The organism is Rhizobium sp. NFR12, from assembly GCF_900108545.1.
GTDB classification, from domain to species: Bacteria; Pseudomonadota; Alphaproteobacteria; order Rhizobiales; family Rhizobiaceae; genus Neorhizobium; species Neorhizobium soli.
Genome location: NZ_FNWM01000002.1, coordinates 514,180 through 530,446, shown reverse-complemented (window position 1 = coordinate 530,446; position 16,267 = coordinate 514,180). Strand labels below are relative to the sequence as shown.

Below are 16,267 nucleotides of genomic sequence, written 5' to 3'. Positions count from 1 at the left end.
CCCATCTAATACGCTCAGCTCGTACGTGGCATTCCATGTTTGACCAAAACCTCGTGCACGAGCTGGGCAGACACTGGCTTGCTGATGAATGTCGCGTCTCCCGACACATCCCCCTGCCGGGGAACCGCCGCGCCTGAGGCTATGACAATACAAATATGCGGCCAACGATCCGCGACGGCGCGCGCAAGGGCGAACCCGTCCAGCTTGCCTGGCATCTGGACATCCGTGAACAGAAGCTGGAGCGAGGAATGCCTGTCGAGAAACGCGTACGCCTCGTCGGCGGTCCTGGCCTCAACGACGGCGTAGCCTTCGTCGGATATCATGTCCGCCGTGTCCATCAGGACTAGCGGTTCGTCGTCGACGACGAGGGCGATCGGTTCAGAGAGTTTTGCGAATTCAGAGGTTTCCATACGGCCTAAAGCGCCGGAACCGCGTTTGGTTCCTGTAGGTCGTCCTGAGGGCGTTACTGGAATACTCGATCTCTCTGAAAAGAACTTTCAAAGTAGAGCGGGTCTTGTCCAATGGAGACGTGACCGACAGGGTGCCACGGTGGGTCGGCACGATCTGGGAGGGGAGCTAGATCGCTTGCGGACCCTCTCCGCAGGGTATCCTGAGGAGGAAGGTTGTGCGCTCGGGTGACGATGACACGTCAAGCGTTCCACCGTGAGCTTCCGCGATCTCTGACGAGATATGAAGGCCGAGACCGAGACCCTGCGTACCTGCCGAGTCGTTGCCGCGGAAGAAGGGCTGGAAGAGCCTTGGTAGGGTCTCGCTAGGGATCGGGTCTCCGCCGTTCGAAACTTCGACTTCAAGACAACCTTCCCGGATAACCGCCGAGACCTCTATGGGCTGGTCCGCCGCGCCATGGGAAATGGCATTCCCTAGAAGGTTCGAGAGTAGCTGCATTATCCGAGCGCTGTCCACGTACAGGGGACCCGGCAAGTCCAGCCGCGTCGCAATCGATCGTCCCGCTCCGACCTCTACCTCCGATACGACCTGTCCGATCTCGTGGGCCAGATTCGGTTCGGCGCGCCTGACGACAGTAAGACCGCCCCCAAGACGCGCCTTGCTCAGGTCGAGGATGTCGTCGATCAGGCCGGACATGCGTTGCACGCTGCCCTCGACCAGTTCCACCACCTTCCTGCCCTTTGGCGTAAGTTCCTCCTTGTAGAGGACCCGCATCCCGCTTCCGATCGCCGCGACCGGATTTCGCAGGTCGTGTCCGAGGATCGCCACGAACTCGTCGCGAAGTTTGGCCGTCTGAGTGAGCGAAGCGTTGGCGGCCGCCAGTTCCGCACGCGCGTCGGACAGTTCACGCTCGTATTTCCGGCGGCTGGTTGCCTGGAAAATCGCGATCCTCGTGACTGTCTCCTCGCCCTCCGTCCTCTGCGTTGCATTGGCGAGCACTGCCAGTCTCGACTTGTCCCCTTTCACGAGGTCGATCGCGACTTCGTGGAAAAAGCCCTGCATGCGGAGCATTGGCGAGAAGTGGGTCTCGTAGAACATGCGCCCCGATACGGGCATCAGGTCGAGAAACCGTTTTCCCGTCAGTGCCGCCGCTTCGAGATCGAGCCACGTCGCGAGCGTTCGGTTCGCCATCAGTATGCTGCCGCGGCTGTCGGTCACGACATATCCACAGGGAGCGTTGTCGAAAAGGTCTTCGTGGTCAGGAACGTATGACATAGGGTTCGACTAGACGAATTCGCGGATCGCGGCGACAACTTCGCCCGGGGCCGAGAGATTGGGACAATGCCCGGTCGCGTCGAGCAGTACCATTCTGCTTCCGGGGATGTGGTCTCTGACATACTCGCCTACCTCTTCCGAAGCGATGATGTCGTCGCGGCACTGGAGGATAAGGGTCCTCGCCTTCACGTGGGGGAGATCGCTTCGGTTGTCGGAAGTGAAGGTCACCTTGGCGAACCTTCTCGCGATGTCGGGGTCGGTGCGGCAGAAGCTGTCGACGAGTTCCTCGCCGAGCTCCGGTCGGTCGGCATTGCCCATGATCACGGGTGCCATGGCCGATGACCATCCCATGTGATTGTCGCCGAGAGAGGCGAGCAGCTCATCGATGTCGTCCTGCGCGAAACCGCCGTGATAGCCGTCGTCATCGATATAGCGCGCCGACGGGCCGACCAGCACGAGATCGCCAAAGAGGCTCGGAGCCTTCACCGATGCCAGAACGCCGATCATCGCGCTGACGGAGTGTCCCACGAAGACCGCGTTCTGCAGGCCGAGTTCCTCGCCGATTTCCGCGAGGTCGTCGGCATATCCTGCAAGGCTGGAATACTTGTCAGCATCGTACGCGTTCAAGTCCGACTTACCCGCGCCGACATGGTCGAACAGGACGGTCGTGAAGTCATCTTCGAACGACGGCGAAACGAGCCGCCACATGGCCTGATCGCAACCGAAACCGTGGGAAAATACGATCGCGCGTTTCCCGTTACCTTTGACGACGACGTTGTTGCGACGAATGACCGACATGATACTTCCCGTTTCGCGGCACACTAGCAATGTTCCAGAGCGATTGCCATGCGCCACAGGCGTCCTATCGGTCCTTGGCCCTCCTCCACCTGACCAGGTAGCCGAAGCCTGGTCCTATCAGGACCCCAGCGATCACCCACTCGATCAGGGTGAGCGGGCTCTCGTCAGGATCGTGTCCCGTGAGATAGAGGAAGAGGAAAAAGGCCAGGATACCGCCGACTATCATCGCCAGGGCAAAGATCAAGGTGATGTTCGTGACTGGCTACGCCGAAACCGCAGTCCTTAGTAACGGTCATCTCGACCTAGGCATGCAGATCGTCACCAAGCCGTTCGAGATGAACGCATTCGCGAAACGCGTGCAGGAATTCATCAAGTCCTGATCGCGTTGAACGACTGTAGGCCAACTCGAACGGTCTACATCTCCAAGGCTCGGACATGGTCAGTCCAAATGGCTCTGCAGGAAACGAGCGGCCTCCCTCGCCTCTTCGGAAGAGATCGTGTGGCCTACGTCAGGGAACAGTTTGAGCGTAACATCGTACCCCGCTGCCTCGAGTTGTCCTTTGGCCGCGACGGAAGCTGCAGACGGTATCGTTCTGTCCGCGCCGCCGTGCATGAGCAAAATCCGGGTCTCCGTCGAAGACGATGTCGGCGGCAGTGGCAACAGACCTGCGAAGCTGACCAAAGCGCCTACCTTCCAGCGCCCTGTCGCCACAGCGTCGAGAGCCATGATCGCGCCCTGCGACACCCCGACGAAGGCGACTTTGTCCAGCGCATCTGCGAACCCCTCGCCTTCGACGATCTCTGAGACGAGGTCGTCGAAGGCTTTTCTAGCGGCCTGAATGCGGTCGGGGCGCATGACTTGGTCGTCGACGGCAAACCACTGCCTACCTCCTGACCTGTGCGCGTACGGCGCGTCCGGTGCCACGAATTCCGTGTCCGGCAACGTCCCCTTCCAGGAGTCGCCGATGGCGGCCATCACTGACCCGCGACCCCGGATACCGTGGAAAAGGATGACCAGCTGATCTTGGCGCTCAGAACGGACCGCGGCGACCTGACGAGTATCCGGTAAGGATCGGAACGATGTGCCGGAAGCCATGGACAAGTTCGGTAAGGCGACGGCGGACACGGCAAGGAAGGCGAGAGTCGATGCGGAAAACAAGACGGCGACGCTCGATGTAGTCATGACTGTTCCTAGTTGTCCCGGCCAAACTTTTGTGCCGCCGTCTTCGTTCCGCCTTCCGGTCACGCCGTTACTGACAACCTCGTTACTCGCCCTACATATCGCAAACCCATCAACGTTCACGGATGCCAATGCCCGTTTTCCTCGACTTCGAAGCCTCATCCCTCGGCAAGCACAGCTATCCCGTCGAGGTGGCCTGGGTGTTCGAAGACGGGCGCTCGCGGTCGTTCCAGATCAAGCGTATACCGGGATGGACCGACTGGTCGGCGGAAGCTGAGGCCCTTCACGGTATATCCCGTGAACAACTCGACAACGAGGGCATTGACGTGTCCGTCATCGTGGACGAGATGGTCACGACACTCGCAGACCAAGAGCTGTATGCCAGCGCGCCGTCGTGGGACGGGAAATGGCTGAGCGCGTTGCTACGTGCAGCTGGACATCCGCGTCATGAACTGCGTCTTCGGAAGTCCGACGAGGCGTTCATGTCGGTCGCCGGAGCGGTTCTAGGGTCTTCGGTTTCGGAACAGGAACTCGCAGACCTGGTGAACGACGTCATAGCGCGGAGCGAGCCGGCCGCATCACCGCATCGTGCGCTGCCTGATGCCCTGCTGGAACTCGAGCGATGGAATCTGGTGAGAGCGGAAGCGGTGGCTCGTCGAGGCATCAAGGGACACCCTTTTAGCTGAGGACATGTGAGATGCTGTTACGGCATGGCTGACCCACCTCGTTCACTGATGTCCGTGGTATCTCCTTGGTTTTCGGGTATCTTCACGCAAGCTCGACAGATGGAGGCGCCTGATGTTCATCAAGACGGTCGAACCAAGCGAGGCGACAGGCGAAATCGCCGCGGTTTACGAAGCGGAAATCAGCTCCATGGGCCAGGTCATGCAGGCCACCCAATGCTGGTCCGCTCGCCCGGATATCATCGCACCTATCGAGAACCTGCTCCACCGGATACGCGACGGCTTTTCCCTCGGCCTCCTCAATTTTCGCCTGATCACGTTCGTCGTGGCGGGAGACGTGCCATCGAGCTATTGCTCGCACGTCTATTTCCGCAGCCTTTCGGGCGAGCTCGGCCGTGATCAGGTTCTGGCGATCAGGACGGACTACCGCAACGCCGGGCTAAGCGAGCAGCAGGTCGAGATGCTGGCCTATGCACAGCAGATCACACGTGACGCGTCCAAGATCACGGAAGCCGACATACAGCGGTTGCGGGATGAGGGTCTCACTGATGTCAACATCGCCGACATCGCGCTGGCTGCCTCGTTTAGAAATTTCATGAGCCGTTACTTCGACGCGGTCGGCGCGACCGTCGAGCCGGAATTCCTTGATGACGACCCCGATGTCAGGGAGATGATGGCGGTCGGACGGAAATAGGACCATTTCGGCTGGGGCCCTTCTCCGCCGACGAGGGTCGGACGGCTGCACCGTCGGCATCAAAGGGAGATGGCTACGGTCATACGAGAAGGACACAAGGATCAATCCGGGGCGTCATCACGGTTACGCGTCGTTTCCCGCGGGTGACGCTCACCCTCAGGTTCTGTCGAACCTGATCGTCCACCTCGTCCTTCGAATTGAAACGGACGATCCGGTCGCCGTTGTAGATGATCTTTCCCATTTTCTTAATCGGCCAACCCTCGAACACGATCACTTCATCGAATTGCTTTCCCTTGGCCTTGTGCATGTTCATCACGACTATGCCTCGCTCCGGTTTTCCGCCGGTGGAGAAGTGTTCCCGAACGAACGCCTGGCGAGTTATCTTGAGGCTATTGTGGTAAGAACCGTTCTGCCTCCAGTCTTCCGACAGGGCATGGCGAAGTTCCGTGCCGCGTTCAAGGATGCGTAGGTTGCGGACCTCCGTAGCGATTTCCTTCAGTCTGCTACAAGCACAATCGGCCAGCGCGCTTCTCACGAGCTGCCAATCTGTATCTGGGTTGCCCGTGAATACCACTCCGCGCGCACTCTCGTACGCGGCAAGGGTGGCGTTGATAATACTGGTCTTCCTAAGGGGCCTTTGCGCGCGCAGACTATCCTTTAGCTCCTGGTGCGCCTTATGTAGTCTGGCTGCCATCTCAAGCGCGCTTTTTGTGGGGTCATTGCCGCCTTTGCCCTGATAGTAGTTGCACACGAGTTCTACGAAGTCCTCGAACTGGTGGAAACCCGGGCGCTGCATCAGAAAGGCAACAACTTCCGAGCCAAGGATGGCAGCTTCCATGTCGATGACGGGCGTGTGCCGGATGGCCGCCATGCCTCCCGGCGGTTCACGCAGGATGTCAGAGACCAACCGGGTCATCTTTTTCGTCGGCACCAGGATCGCCAGTGACCAGTCCTTCACGCCAGCATGTATAAGTCTCTGGCGCGCGCCATATATTGTCGTTACCAGCTTCGACATCGCCAAATTCGAGAGAGCTTCGAAGACTTCGAATTCAACTCCTGCATAGGTTTGTTGGAAGACGCCCTTCAGGACGTCGTTGCCGAACTTAGCGATTTCCGTGCCCGGACTTCGATGGTTGTCGGTGCTGAGATCGACTTCCGTAGGCGCAAATTCGCCACGGAAATCATCAAGCCGCTTAGGATCAGCTCCGATAAAATCAAAAATGCGCTGCTCTGGATCGGCTAGCGCGATCAGGCGGCAATCACGTCCAAGGGCTTGCACGACTCTCCATTGCCCTTTGTTCGTGTCCTGAAATTCATCGAGGATGACGCAAGGGTACATCGTAGACACCAGTTGCCGCACGCGGCTGCTCTGCTGAAGTAGGTCTCCAACGAGATCAGCATAGAAGTCAAAGCAAACGCGACCTTCCACTTTTGCCAACCGCCACCGTTCCTTCTCCTCGGCTACCTTACGCGCCGCCTTTCCGCCGTCGGAGGAACCCGGATGGCTATGCCTGACTTCCGAGAGGGCGATCGCCTCGGCAGGAGGGGTTAGGATGGTGAGCCGCCGAGGCAAACCGAGCAGATATCCGTGCGCTTTTAATATCCGCCAGAAAAACGAATGGTATGTCTCGACATCGATACGCCGCTTGATCTCCGGGGCGATATCCTTCTCTGCATCGATGGCTTCCATTACCCGCGATACTGTCGCCCGGGCGAAACTCAGAAAAAGCACCTTGTGGCCCGATGGCAGAGCGTCGATGAGCTGACCGGCCTTCAATATCGATATCGTAGTTTTCCCGGAGCCAGGCCCCCCGGTTACGAGGAGGTGGCCTTTCGAGGCCATGATATCCAGCTGCCCTTTACTCAGCTGCATCTTCAGGCACCTCGGGGAGTGGCTGTCCCCAAATTAAGTCGAAGATATCGGGGTCCGTGCAGAAGTCTTTGAGCTTAGAGCAGGCGGTCTTCAGCCATTCGGGCATTTCGGCTTCAGAGCACTGAGCCACGAAATCCGCGATGCTCCCGTTGCCTTTTCCCCAGATGAAGTAATCTTCCAGGGCGGCCTTGGCATCGTCCTCGGGCTTGCTGTATTTCTGCTTTAGATGTTGCGGCCAGTCTAATGACACCGCGAAGCGCTTCATGGCCGCGTGGTTCGCTCCGTTAAGGACCATTGCCTCGAAACCCTTTTCATCGTGCATCAGGAGGAGCTGCACGTCTTTGACGATGAGCGAAAGGTTCGTATCATTCTGCTTGTCACAGATCGCATATGTCGCCTTGCCCAGGCCACGATAAAGCTGCGCCATTCCTGGAATCGCAGTTTCCCCTCCGGCATCGACGACACAGATGCCAAGCGCTTCCACGGACGAATATCGTTTCGGGTTTAACTCCGACAGCCGACGGCATGCCGCAGGAAACGCGGTTGTCTCCGTCGCACCTTCGGCGATGAGTATCCGACGGGCGAGCAGGCCCTCGCAAAACCGCGTCCTGAACTCCTGCCTATAGCGCTTCGGCTTGACGTTGTCGGGTAGAGCGACGGTGTTCCTAATCAGCTCCCCCGTCTTCGATCGACTGAGCACGATTGTGTCCTCGAGTGGAAACTCCTCGAGGACGTAGGGCGAATGCGAGGTGAAAAGCGCCTGCGACGCCAGCGTTCGGACCTCATGCACGATCCTCTTCTGCGCATAGGGTGGGATAGCCGTCTCCGGCTCCTCCATTGCAAAAATGACGTTCAGCTTCCCTTCGGCAATCTGTGACAGCATCGCGAGGACGAGCATATTTATCGTCCCGGTTCCCTGCCGATAGAACGGCGCGGCATGACTTCCGTCGCCCGTGGCTATGAAGGCGGTTATGACCTTTCTGAGGTGCTCGCGTGTCAGTGTCGAAACCTTCAGGTGAGGCTCGACACCCCACTCTTTTGGAACGTATTTCTTCAGGGCATTATTGATGCTCTCCAGGACCGGCGAGATGCCCAATGCCGGATCGCTCGCGACGGGCAGGTCGGCTAGGGTTGAAAGGGTGTCTTCCCACATCCGGGGACGCACTTCTTTCAGCCGTAGGATGATGTCGAGCAGGCTACCTCGCTCCAGGCTAAGTGCCCTTGCGCCCGTGCGGAGGGTCCTCAGATATAGAAAGCCACAGAGCTGCTTGTCTTTCTTTGAGAACGGGACGCCTCGATCGGACTCTGCAAGGCTCCGCGAAAAGAAGGTCTTGCCCTCGAAGTCGTCTTCTTCCGGATCATAGTATCCAAGGAACGTCACGCGGATCGCCTCAATGATCGACGAGGTGTCGACCCCTTGGGGATTGGGGACGTCGTAGAAGGTGTTGCTGGCGTTATCCCAGAATTCGACGTAGTCGCCGAAACGGGCCTTCTGCTCGGGAGAAAGATCGGCGACCGAGACTTCGATCTCGATACGCGGAGGAGTTTCCTCGGGATCGCTAGGCGTATCGGACCCGGGTGTCGCCTGTGGAGCAAGATAGATTCCTCGATAGAAATCGTGTTCGTCGATCGGCGGCTGTCTGTTGAGCCGGTCCGGCCCCAGTACGAGGTCCAGCGCCTCCAATATGGTGGTCTTTCCGGTGTTGTTGTCGCCAATGAAAACACCGTGGCGGGGCAGGAGGAGCATTGCTTCTCGGACCCCGCGAAAGTTGCGAATAGATAGACGAGTGACCCGCATGCTGAACCTCTTCGATACATCCGCTTATCACGCATCGGTTGAGTCTCCGAGCCCCGATGCAGCTTCCGAAGAGAAGAGTTGAGGATTGACAAGCGATATCGACATGGATGGTCGACCTTGCAATTGAACACTTGGTTCATTTCGTTGACCTTAGCGGACCAGCGAAAGTCGGTGGACAGTACATCGACATGCTGAACTCCGACAAATTCGAAAAGTTGGAGTTCTCGGAGGGGTTCGACGCGCGTTCGCGCGTTCTCCCCGCTGTCCTGCAGGACGCCAGCGAAGGCCGACTGTTCGGGTTCAGGTTCGGGTAGGCTGGATTCTCCTAATCTGGAGACCGTTTCAGGCCATCGAGGACGCGTGCGGCGAAGCCCTCTGCATTCTGCCTGTTGCGCGAGGTTTGTTCCTCAAAATTGACGTTCAATCCCTCGACGGCCAGGGACGACAGCGCCGCGGCCTTCTTGGCCAGCTCGAGTAGCATCGTCAGGTCCGAATATCTGGGATACTCGTCTGGTTCCTTGTTGAACAGCGAATGGGCGAGCCTACGGTTTCGAAAAGCCCTGACCCGAGCCAGCGCCAGACCCTCTTCGGAGCCGACATCTGACACGCGGTCGTTGACGACAAGAAAATCGTTTATCGCCGACCGACACGCATCCCCGTCAGCTAGACGATGATCTTCCTCGAGTTCGAGCGCGATATCCTGGAGGTCAGCGGTTCTATCGCCGTCCTCGGCTCCGGCCCACTCGACGCCAGACAGCCATTGCGAGGCGTTCTCGACGAGCGTTTCCTTCACGGACCCGGTCCGAAAGAGCATGGCAAGGACGGGTATCGAAGCCATGTCTTGCCGCTCGATAGGCCGCCCCACGCTGAAATCGAAGACGCGGGCCACGTCCATCGCCAGCTTGAGGACCAGTGCGTTCTGTATAGCGCCATAGGTGTTGACGAAATCCGTGCGATGCCCTTTCAGCCCCGGAGGAATGACGGCGTTTTGCGCCTCCATGACTTCATGGGAGAGGACTGCGGTTTCCACGTCCTGCCGCAGCATCGGGACGATCAACTTGACCCACCTAGTGGCTTGTCCGACGTCCATGTTTTCCCTTCGCTGCGGAGCGACGTATATAATGTCTCGATTGCCGGCCGTTCGGAAGATTCGCCGGCGACCGTTGTAGCGTATCACGGCCTCGCCGCTTTCGCTGGCCCTGCCTTGGTGTTCCGATAGGTCGCCCTTCGAGACGCGTTCAGTTTCTTGATACCTTGGTCCACCGCCACGCTGATCGCATCGACCAGCATAATTGCTGAAATTTCATCTTCCTCCTTCCCGAGATCGACGAAGACCCTGGTTTTTGGCGCCTTGAGCGCCGAAATCACGCATGAGATTTCAGCGCTTCCGGTTTTATGGCGTAACGTAACGCGGATTGAGCGCCGTGCGTCGCGTAGGAACAACTCATGTGGCGGCAGCCGCGGCGGAAGGATCAGGGAGGGGCATCTGTGGGCCGCCACCACGGAAAAGGCCGTCCAGAACCGCACGATGCGGGGATCGTCAAACACCGTCGGGTCTACGTCGAGGTCCAGAAGCCTCAAGATATCCGCGCGTTTGAATAGCGCCCTGCCGGACTTACCGTCTCGACCCAGTGCGACAATCGGCTTGGCGCCAAGATGGACAAGCCTGTCTCCCAGCAGTTTGGGATCAATCATCAGACACGTCGCGTAGTCTGCCGCTGTCGCGTGCGCTGATCCGAAGGCTAGAACCTGATCGCGCTTGAGAAGGGTGATTTTCGAATGCTGTTTGACGGCCACCAGATGTCCGCTTCTAACGAGCCGCCTCACCGCCGCGCCTGTCAGGTTGAGCAGCGCCTCAGCCTCGAAGAGTGATACCGTTCCCGGGTCGCGGATAATGGGGATGGCGGACGGCTTTCGCGGAGGATCGCCCTCCGGCCGACCTTCGAGGACGAGGCGCATGAAGCCCCGCCCTTTCCTCCGAGCGATAACCGTCATTTCTCCACGAAGACATGCGCATGCCAGTTCGCCCGGCTTCATGTTGTAAGCGAGATGGTATCCGTTAAACTTGCATGGCCGATCCCCTTTGCCCGTGATTGGCAAGGCTTCGATCATGCGGAGGAGACCGTCGATCTCGTGCGGAGAGAACCTGCCGCCTGTCCGTTTGCCGACGTTCGCGGCGGCGAACATCGTCAGGAATCCTGCCCGCACGAGATGGTTGATCGTACCCTTTGGGAGGCCCAGACGCTTGTACGCTTCCCACCTCGTAATCAGGCCGTCCCTGAAGTCGCCGATGGCGGCGATCGCGCTCGCTGCAATAGTGCCGAGGTCCCGGGAACCGTGGTACACGCCCAAGGCAGCCGCGATCTTGCGCGCTGTCTGCGGCCCCATACCGAGTCTCTTGCCGACCTCGATGGTGGTGATGAACTCGACATCGAGGTCGCTGTCGACGATCCGGCGCGCCAGGCCTTCCTTTTCGAAGACGTAGGCCTCCCGGAAGGCGCGCCGGACAAGTCCCTGCGACTTCCGTGTCAGCTCGTTCAGCCGTACGTACGGAGCCTGGAAATACGACATGATGTTCTCTCGGTCGGGGATGTCGTCATACGTCTGCAGCCTTCTCCTCAAAGCCTCCGCGAGGTCGCCTCTGTCGCCGGAGAGTGCTTTAAACCCAATCTCGGCGGTGTGTTTGCCCTTCGGTGACGTCTCCCGTCGCAAGGGCGACTCTAGGGTCTGTCCCACGAACTCGCAGGCTTCGATCACGTCGCTGATATCAAGACCGTCGAGCAACGGTGCGCAGAAAGGCTCGGCCCAGCCGAACCTCCCCAGGAGGTAGCGCGCGTAGGGCGAGGCTCCTTCGATGCGATCCATTTGCTTGCCGAAGTCGATACCATAGCTGGTGTGGGTGAAGTCGAGCCACTTCCAGGTGACCGATCCGGCTCCTTCGATGGTCGTTTCAAGTTCTCCGCCGTGGAACGGGCAGAAATGGATCGATTCGATATCCCACCACGAACGATGGTACGCTTCTTCGTGCAGGCAACCGCGGCACCAGCGTCGTGGCTGTAGCCGCACCTGGAGAAAGTTGAGTCTGTGTCCTCGGAGATGATGAAATGTGCCCTGCCTGATCGGGGTATTGGCACGAAGTCTCGACAGCCACTCCTCCGGAATGGGGTGGGCCTCGAGGTCCCTCATCATCCTGTTGGGCTTTGGGTGTTCGGTTTCGATCTGGTTCCAGATGTTGAAATTGCGTAGGCTGGTTTCTCCCTGCGCCTTGACGAGACGCAGGGAGTATCCGTGAGCGGGTTCCGTTTCAGCTGGCGGGAACGGCCAATACGAGTAGAGTCTGCGGGGTGCATTCGACATCAGTTCAACCCCTCGAACGGGATGCTCTTCTGCCTTGGCTTCGCACGCTTGAAGCACGCCTGGTAAAGATGGCGGCCGGACACGTGCGTGGCACGATCGTCGAGGGCGTAGCAACCCGCATCGATCACGATATCCATCGTTGCCCCTCGCAAGCCTCCCGTCTGCTCCAGGAACGCCCCGAAGTAACCCTGTTGCTCGAGTCTGGACTCCATCTCGAAAGGCAGCATTTTCGAAACCACCTTTAGAAAGCCGTTGTAGTCGACTTTTGCCGTGACGCTCTCGTCGAAAGCGTCGATGCGCTGCGCCGGAAAATGTCCGCGCCGATAGAGCTGGACGAATTGCATCAGGCCGCTGTCGATGTCGTCCATTCCGACGAGGAGGATGTTGCACAGACGGCGGTCGAGAAGGTTCTTCAGGATGTCGAGAACGCCTTCCCTCATGTCCCGTCTGCTTTGGAAAATGAAATGGGCGTCGTCGACGACGAGTAATTTGACCCCTGACATCTGGACCCGCCAAGCACCCAGCTTCTTGGCGGCCTCACGGGTGAGCCTCGGGACGGAAGTTGCCTCCGTAGCTTCGAAGATTTCCCCGACGAGGTCCGCTCTGTTCATGTCGGCGCGGCCGGGAATATACGCCATCGGATAATGGATGGTGCCGTCCGCGAGGTGTACGGGCTTGTGTTCCGGCATCTTGCTAAGCGCACTGAGGATGGCCGTCTTGCCGCTGCGGGAGTCGCCCATCAGGCCTCCAGCATAGCCGCACTGTGCGTGACCGCCTTCGACCGGATTGTGGAACTTCGCTAGGTTATGGACGATCTCGTCGAACTTCGGGTAGCGGAAGACCAGATGCTCGATCATGGTCTGCCGCTGGTCCCGCGACTTGTTCTCAACGACGAACCGCCGTTGCTCGGCGGTCTCGAATACCTCGGTGTGGAAGTCAAAAAAATAGCTCATTTGTCGTATCCCATTTCTTTCAGCATCGCGGCGAGCGCGTCCGGGTTTTTGAAGATGTCGTCGTTGGAGGTGGTCACCGCGGGGGCGTTGCGCTTCGGCCCCGACCTCGGTTTGTTGGGCTTGGGCGCGTTCGCGCGCTCCTCCACCGCCGCGGCCTGAGGATCGCTCTCGACGATACCGAGGTCCGGGTCGGCGGTGACGTGGCGCTCGGGGTTGCCTTGGTAGCTTTCGGGGTTTCGAGGTGACTTTGCCCCGGCGCGACCGACCTTCTGCGGGTTGTCGAGATCGAATTGTTCGCCGCTGACAGCCTCGCTGTCCGGGATCGCGACGATCTGGCTCTTGCGCAGCTTCTTGGTCATCTGGCCGTGAAAGGCCAGAATGTTGGCGGTTGCCGTCTTGCCGCGACCGCGGTCCTCTTCGAGTTCTCGCAGCTTCCTGGTCAGGCCGCGCTTGGCGTTCCTGAGGTCATCGGCGCTCTTGACGGGCCGCTTGGAGGTCGTGTTGTAATACTTGACGATTGCCTGGTGCTGGAAAAGCGTCAGGCCATCGGCGTATTTAGCCCAGGTTCCTACCGCAGGGACCTCGATGCTGATTTTACGATATGGGTCGCGAACCCAGATGCGTCCGAGGTCCGAGGGGTCGCGGGTGACCTTGTATCTGGTCGAGGTGAAGCCCCTCTTTCTCCGCTTGTTTCTGGGGTGTGCGTGAAGTGCCAGAAGATCGGCCGAGCAGTATTTGATGTGGTCCCAGGTGATCCCGTCCGACTGGATCGTAAGCTCGTCGGTGTTGCCTGCGAGCGACACGAACAGGTGCGGATCAATCGGAAGCCGTGGCCGCAGGTCGGGCATGCATTCGAGCCAGGCCTGGTTCGGCGTCTTCTTGACCCTGGGGTTGTTGCCGATTCCTAGCCGCGGCGTGTCGTGATACTCGGCGATGAAGAGCGTCACGAACTGGATGAGCGCGGACAGAAGGATCACGGGCTTGCCAAGACCCTTGGAGTCGGGAAACTTCTTCAATTTTTCCACGTTCGACATGGTCGTGCCCGGCAGGCGATGGAAAACCTTCTGGTTTAGCTGATGGAACATCTGCTCGACACCGCCCTTGCCGTAAGGCTCGCCTGGGCGGTTTTCAAGAAGGTCGATGCCCAGGGTGACGCAGGCGTGGCGCATGTCGTCGCCTACGAAGAACTTCGCGTTGTCGACGACAAGGACAAGCATGGGCCCATACTGGTGCCATGTGATGCCCGGGTACTCCGACATGTCCTTCGGGTACATCGCCTGCCTGAGCGTGGCCAAAAAGGTCTGGTAGGACTCGTTCTCGAAATGGATTCCGAATCCGATCACCGACCCTGTCTTCTTGTCCTTCAGGAAGATGACATGTGGACGACCGAACAGGATCGGCAGATAGTCGTCGTACACGCTGATGTCGGCGGAGGTGTAATCCACCTCGACGACGCCGAGCGCGTGATCGGGGAGTGACCTGCCCGTAAAGAAGCCGTTGTTCCTGGCCGCTGTCTCCTCGTCGTAGCGCCAGCAATCCCTTACATACAGGTCCACGCCGTAAAAGCGCCGCTCGAGCGTCCGGCTACTGGGAACGCGTGTCACGCCTTTCTCGATAAGATCGAGAACGGCCGCGTTTTCATCCTGCGCAAGCGCGTCCTCGAGCCTCTGGAGAACGTCGGTGCCTTTGCCGTTGGTGTCTTGCCAAGTCTCCTTGACCATGTCGGCGATGAGCGCTTCCATGAGATGGTGAAACCGAGGCGCGGTATTGCCTCTGGACGTGCCGTTCACGAGCGCGAGGAGCCTGTTCCACGGCTGCTTCTTGTACTTTTTCAGCCAGCCGTCGAGGGTGGTGTTGCAAGGGACCTTCTTATCGCCGACCTTCTGCGCGACTTCTGCGGCGACCTTCCTCTTGAGGCTCGCGACGAGCGGCACTTTGCCGCCGTCGGTCGCTTCGATGAGGGCCAGGCAGTAATCCCGCTTTTTCCGGGCTTCCGCTTCCTCCACGTCGTCAACGCTGAGAATGTCCTCCGGCCTTCTCGCCTCGCTCTTCTCCTTGCCGTTCTCCAACGGACGAATGCGGCGCTGCCCCTCCATGACGGCGATCTGCCAGTGGCTGAGATAGACGCGTCCGCCTCCGAGCGTACTCTGGAAGGTCCATTTCTCGGTCCCGCCATGCTTGTCGAGCGAAATGGCCTGGAAATAGCCCATTTTGCCCTTGGAATTGTTGTAGAGGGCGACGATCTGGTTCGCGACGAAGAGAAACCGCTGGACGGGAACAGGTGACCGTTCCTTGCGGGTAGGCTCGACCGGAAGCTCGAGGTCCGCCTCGTCGAGTGCGTACATAAGGTTTTCGGCGTTGAGAAACGAACCCATTTTTCCATGGATGGACATCAGACGTCTCCTCCCATGCCGTAGAGGTAACGTTCCGTGACTTTTACGCGGGTCGCGTCAGGAAGGTTGGGTCTGGACATGTCCAGTCTCACCTCGCCTGCGGCGGCCAGATTCATCAGTGCCGTGAACGCGTCGTCGATGGCGAGGCGTTCCGTGTGAACGATGACCCCGTCTTCGTCGAAGACCTGGTTCTCCAGGACTGGCAGTCCCGCCCCCGCTGTCACGTGACCGATCGTCGTGACCGGTCCGAGTTGCTGGAGGACCTGGCGTACGCGCACGATGGCATGTTCCTTGGCGTGCCGGGCGTGGTAGCGGACGATCCGAAGGTTGCGAAGGCGTGGCTGAATAAGGATGCTCTCCTCGTCCAGTACGTTGTAGTGGGCGTTGAAATCCGCCAGCGCGTTGCGGATTCGCTCTGTCTGCCTTGGCATCCAAGGACGCTGGTCTTCGAGCCGGATGACGTCGTAGTAGATCGCGCGCTGGTCGCGGGTCCATACGCCGAATTCTGGGATGTGCTCGACAGAGCCGGTCGGTCCGTACCGATCCGCCTCCATGTACGAAACCTTGATCGGGAAGGCATGGATGCAGACCACGTCCGGATGAACGTCAAACGCCACGAGCCCGTCCATCGTCAGCGGCTGCAAAGTCCGGATGGCGCCTTCGTTCGACTTCTGCGTGGAGAAAATCCCGCGCATGTACTGCCCGCGCTTGCCGGGCCCGATGACCCGGAGAGGCTCGTGATCCTCTCCGAATCCCATGAATTCCTTATCGCTTTGCATGTCAGTTCCTTTCGGCATAGCTCCGCCCTCGCCCGTCGCGGGGTCGCGACGGAGCTGGTTCCAGATCGGATTTGCG

Annotated in this window: 14 protein-coding genes; 3 read left to right on the top strand and 11 right to left on the bottom strand. The window is 59.2% G+C overall.

Annotation, left to right across the window (positions count from 1 at the left end; all coding sequences use genetic code 11):
- Positions 1–14: 14 nt before the first annotated feature.
- The 3 genes from BLW69_RS09840 to BLW69_RS09830 all read right to left on the bottom strand — a co-directional run bounded on the left by BLW69_RS09840 (position 15) and on the right by BLW69_RS09830 (position 2,481).
- Entirely contained in the window at positions 15–410 is a 396-nt protein-coding gene (locus BLW69_RS09840; protein WP_092661698.1) for a response regulator, read from the bottom strand.
- 166 nt (positions 411–576) lie between these two features.
- Positions 577–1,683, bottom strand: a complete 1,107-nt coding sequence (locus BLW69_RS09835; protein ID WP_092661696.1) for a PAS domain-containing sensor histidine kinase — start codon at positions 1,681–1,683, stop codon at positions 577–579.
- Positions 1,684–1,692: 9 nt separating this feature from the next.
- Positions 1,693–2,481 carry an alpha/beta fold hydrolase gene (locus BLW69_RS09830; protein WP_092661694.1) on the bottom strand — a complete coding sequence of 263 codons (789 nt, stop codon included), beginning with the start codon at positions 2,479–2,481 and terminating at the stop codon, positions 1,693–1,695.
- Positions 2,482–2,735: 254 nt separating this feature from the next.
- Between BLW69_RS09830 and BLW69_RS23135 the strand changes: the two genes are divergently transcribed.
- Entirely contained in the window at positions 2,736–2,861 is a 126-nt protein-coding gene (locus BLW69_RS23135) for a response regulator (protein ID WP_280141285.1), read from the top strand.
- A gap of 59 nt (positions 2,862–2,920) precedes the next feature.
- Here the strand turns inward: BLW69_RS23135 and BLW69_RS09820 are convergent, their stop codons facing one another.
- Positions 2,921–3,664, bottom strand: a complete 744-nt coding sequence (locus BLW69_RS09820) for an alpha/beta hydrolase (protein WP_244508794.1) — start codon at positions 3,662–3,664, stop codon at positions 2,921–2,923.
- A 128-nt stretch (positions 3,665–3,792) separates the two neighbouring features.
- Here BLW69_RS09820 and BLW69_RS09815 point away from each other — a divergent pair, with 128 nt between their 5' ends.
- The gene (locus BLW69_RS09815; RefSeq protein ID WP_092661690.1) at positions 3,793–4,347 is read left to right on the top strand and encodes a periplasmic substrate-binding domain-containing protein; all 555 of its coding nucleotides are present in this window, start codon (positions 3,793–3,795) and stop codon (positions 4,345–4,347) included.
- A gap of 112 nt (positions 4,348–4,459) precedes the next feature.
- Positions 4,460–5,038 (top strand): carboxymuconolactone decarboxylase family protein, encoded by a 579-nt coding sequence (locus BLW69_RS09810; RefSeq protein ID WP_092661688.1) that lies wholly within the window; start codon positions 4,460–4,462, stop codon positions 5,036–5,038.
- 79 nt (positions 5,039–5,117) lie between these two features.
- On the opposite strand, the gene BLW69_RS09805 is transcribed toward BLW69_RS09810, so the two are convergent.
- The 7 genes from BLW69_RS09805 to BLW69_RS09770 form a co-directional block, all read right to left on the bottom strand.
- The gene (locus BLW69_RS09805) at positions 5,118–6,911 is read right to left on the bottom strand and encodes a UvrD-helicase domain-containing protein (protein ID WP_092661686.1); all 1,794 of its coding nucleotides are present in this window, start codon (positions 6,909–6,911) and stop codon (positions 5,118–5,120) included.
- A complete protein-coding gene (locus tag BLW69_RS09800; RefSeq protein ID WP_092661685.1) occupies positions 6,898–8,709 on the bottom strand; it encodes an ATP-dependent nuclease in 1,812 nt (603 codons plus the stop codon). Before BLW69_RS09800 ends, BLW69_RS09805 begins: the two co-directional genes overlap by 14 nt.
- A gap of 325 nt (positions 8,710–9,034) precedes the next feature.
- Entirely contained in the window at positions 9,035–9,886 is an 852-nt protein-coding gene (locus BLW69_RS09790) for an AbiU2 domain-containing protein (protein ID WP_139283832.1), read from the bottom strand.
- Positions 9,883–12,066 (bottom strand): TniQ family protein, encoded by a 2,184-nt coding sequence (locus tag BLW69_RS09785; protein WP_092661680.1) that lies wholly within the window; start codon positions 12,064–12,066, stop codon positions 9,883–9,885. Before BLW69_RS09785 ends, BLW69_RS09790 begins: the two co-directional genes overlap by 4 nt.
- Positions 12,066–13,019, bottom strand: coding sequence for an ATP-binding protein (locus tag BLW69_RS09780; protein ID WP_092661678.1), 954 nt, complete (start codon positions 13,017–13,019; stop codon positions 12,066–12,068). The genes BLW69_RS09785 and BLW69_RS09780 overlap by 1 nt, the downstream gene beginning before the upstream one ends.
- A complete protein-coding gene (locus BLW69_RS09775) occupies positions 13,016–15,412 on the bottom strand; it encodes a Mu transposase C-terminal domain-containing protein (protein ID WP_092661676.1) in 2,397 nt (798 codons plus the stop codon). The genes BLW69_RS09780 and BLW69_RS09775 overlap by 4 nt, the downstream gene beginning before the upstream one ends.
- Positions 15,412–16,191 (bottom strand): hypothetical protein, encoded by a 780-nt coding sequence (locus BLW69_RS09770; protein WP_092661674.1) that lies wholly within the window; start codon positions 16,189–16,191, stop codon positions 15,412–15,414. The genes BLW69_RS09775 and BLW69_RS09770 overlap by 1 nt, the downstream gene beginning before the upstream one ends.
- Between the last annotated feature and the right edge of the window lie 76 nt (positions 16,192–16,267).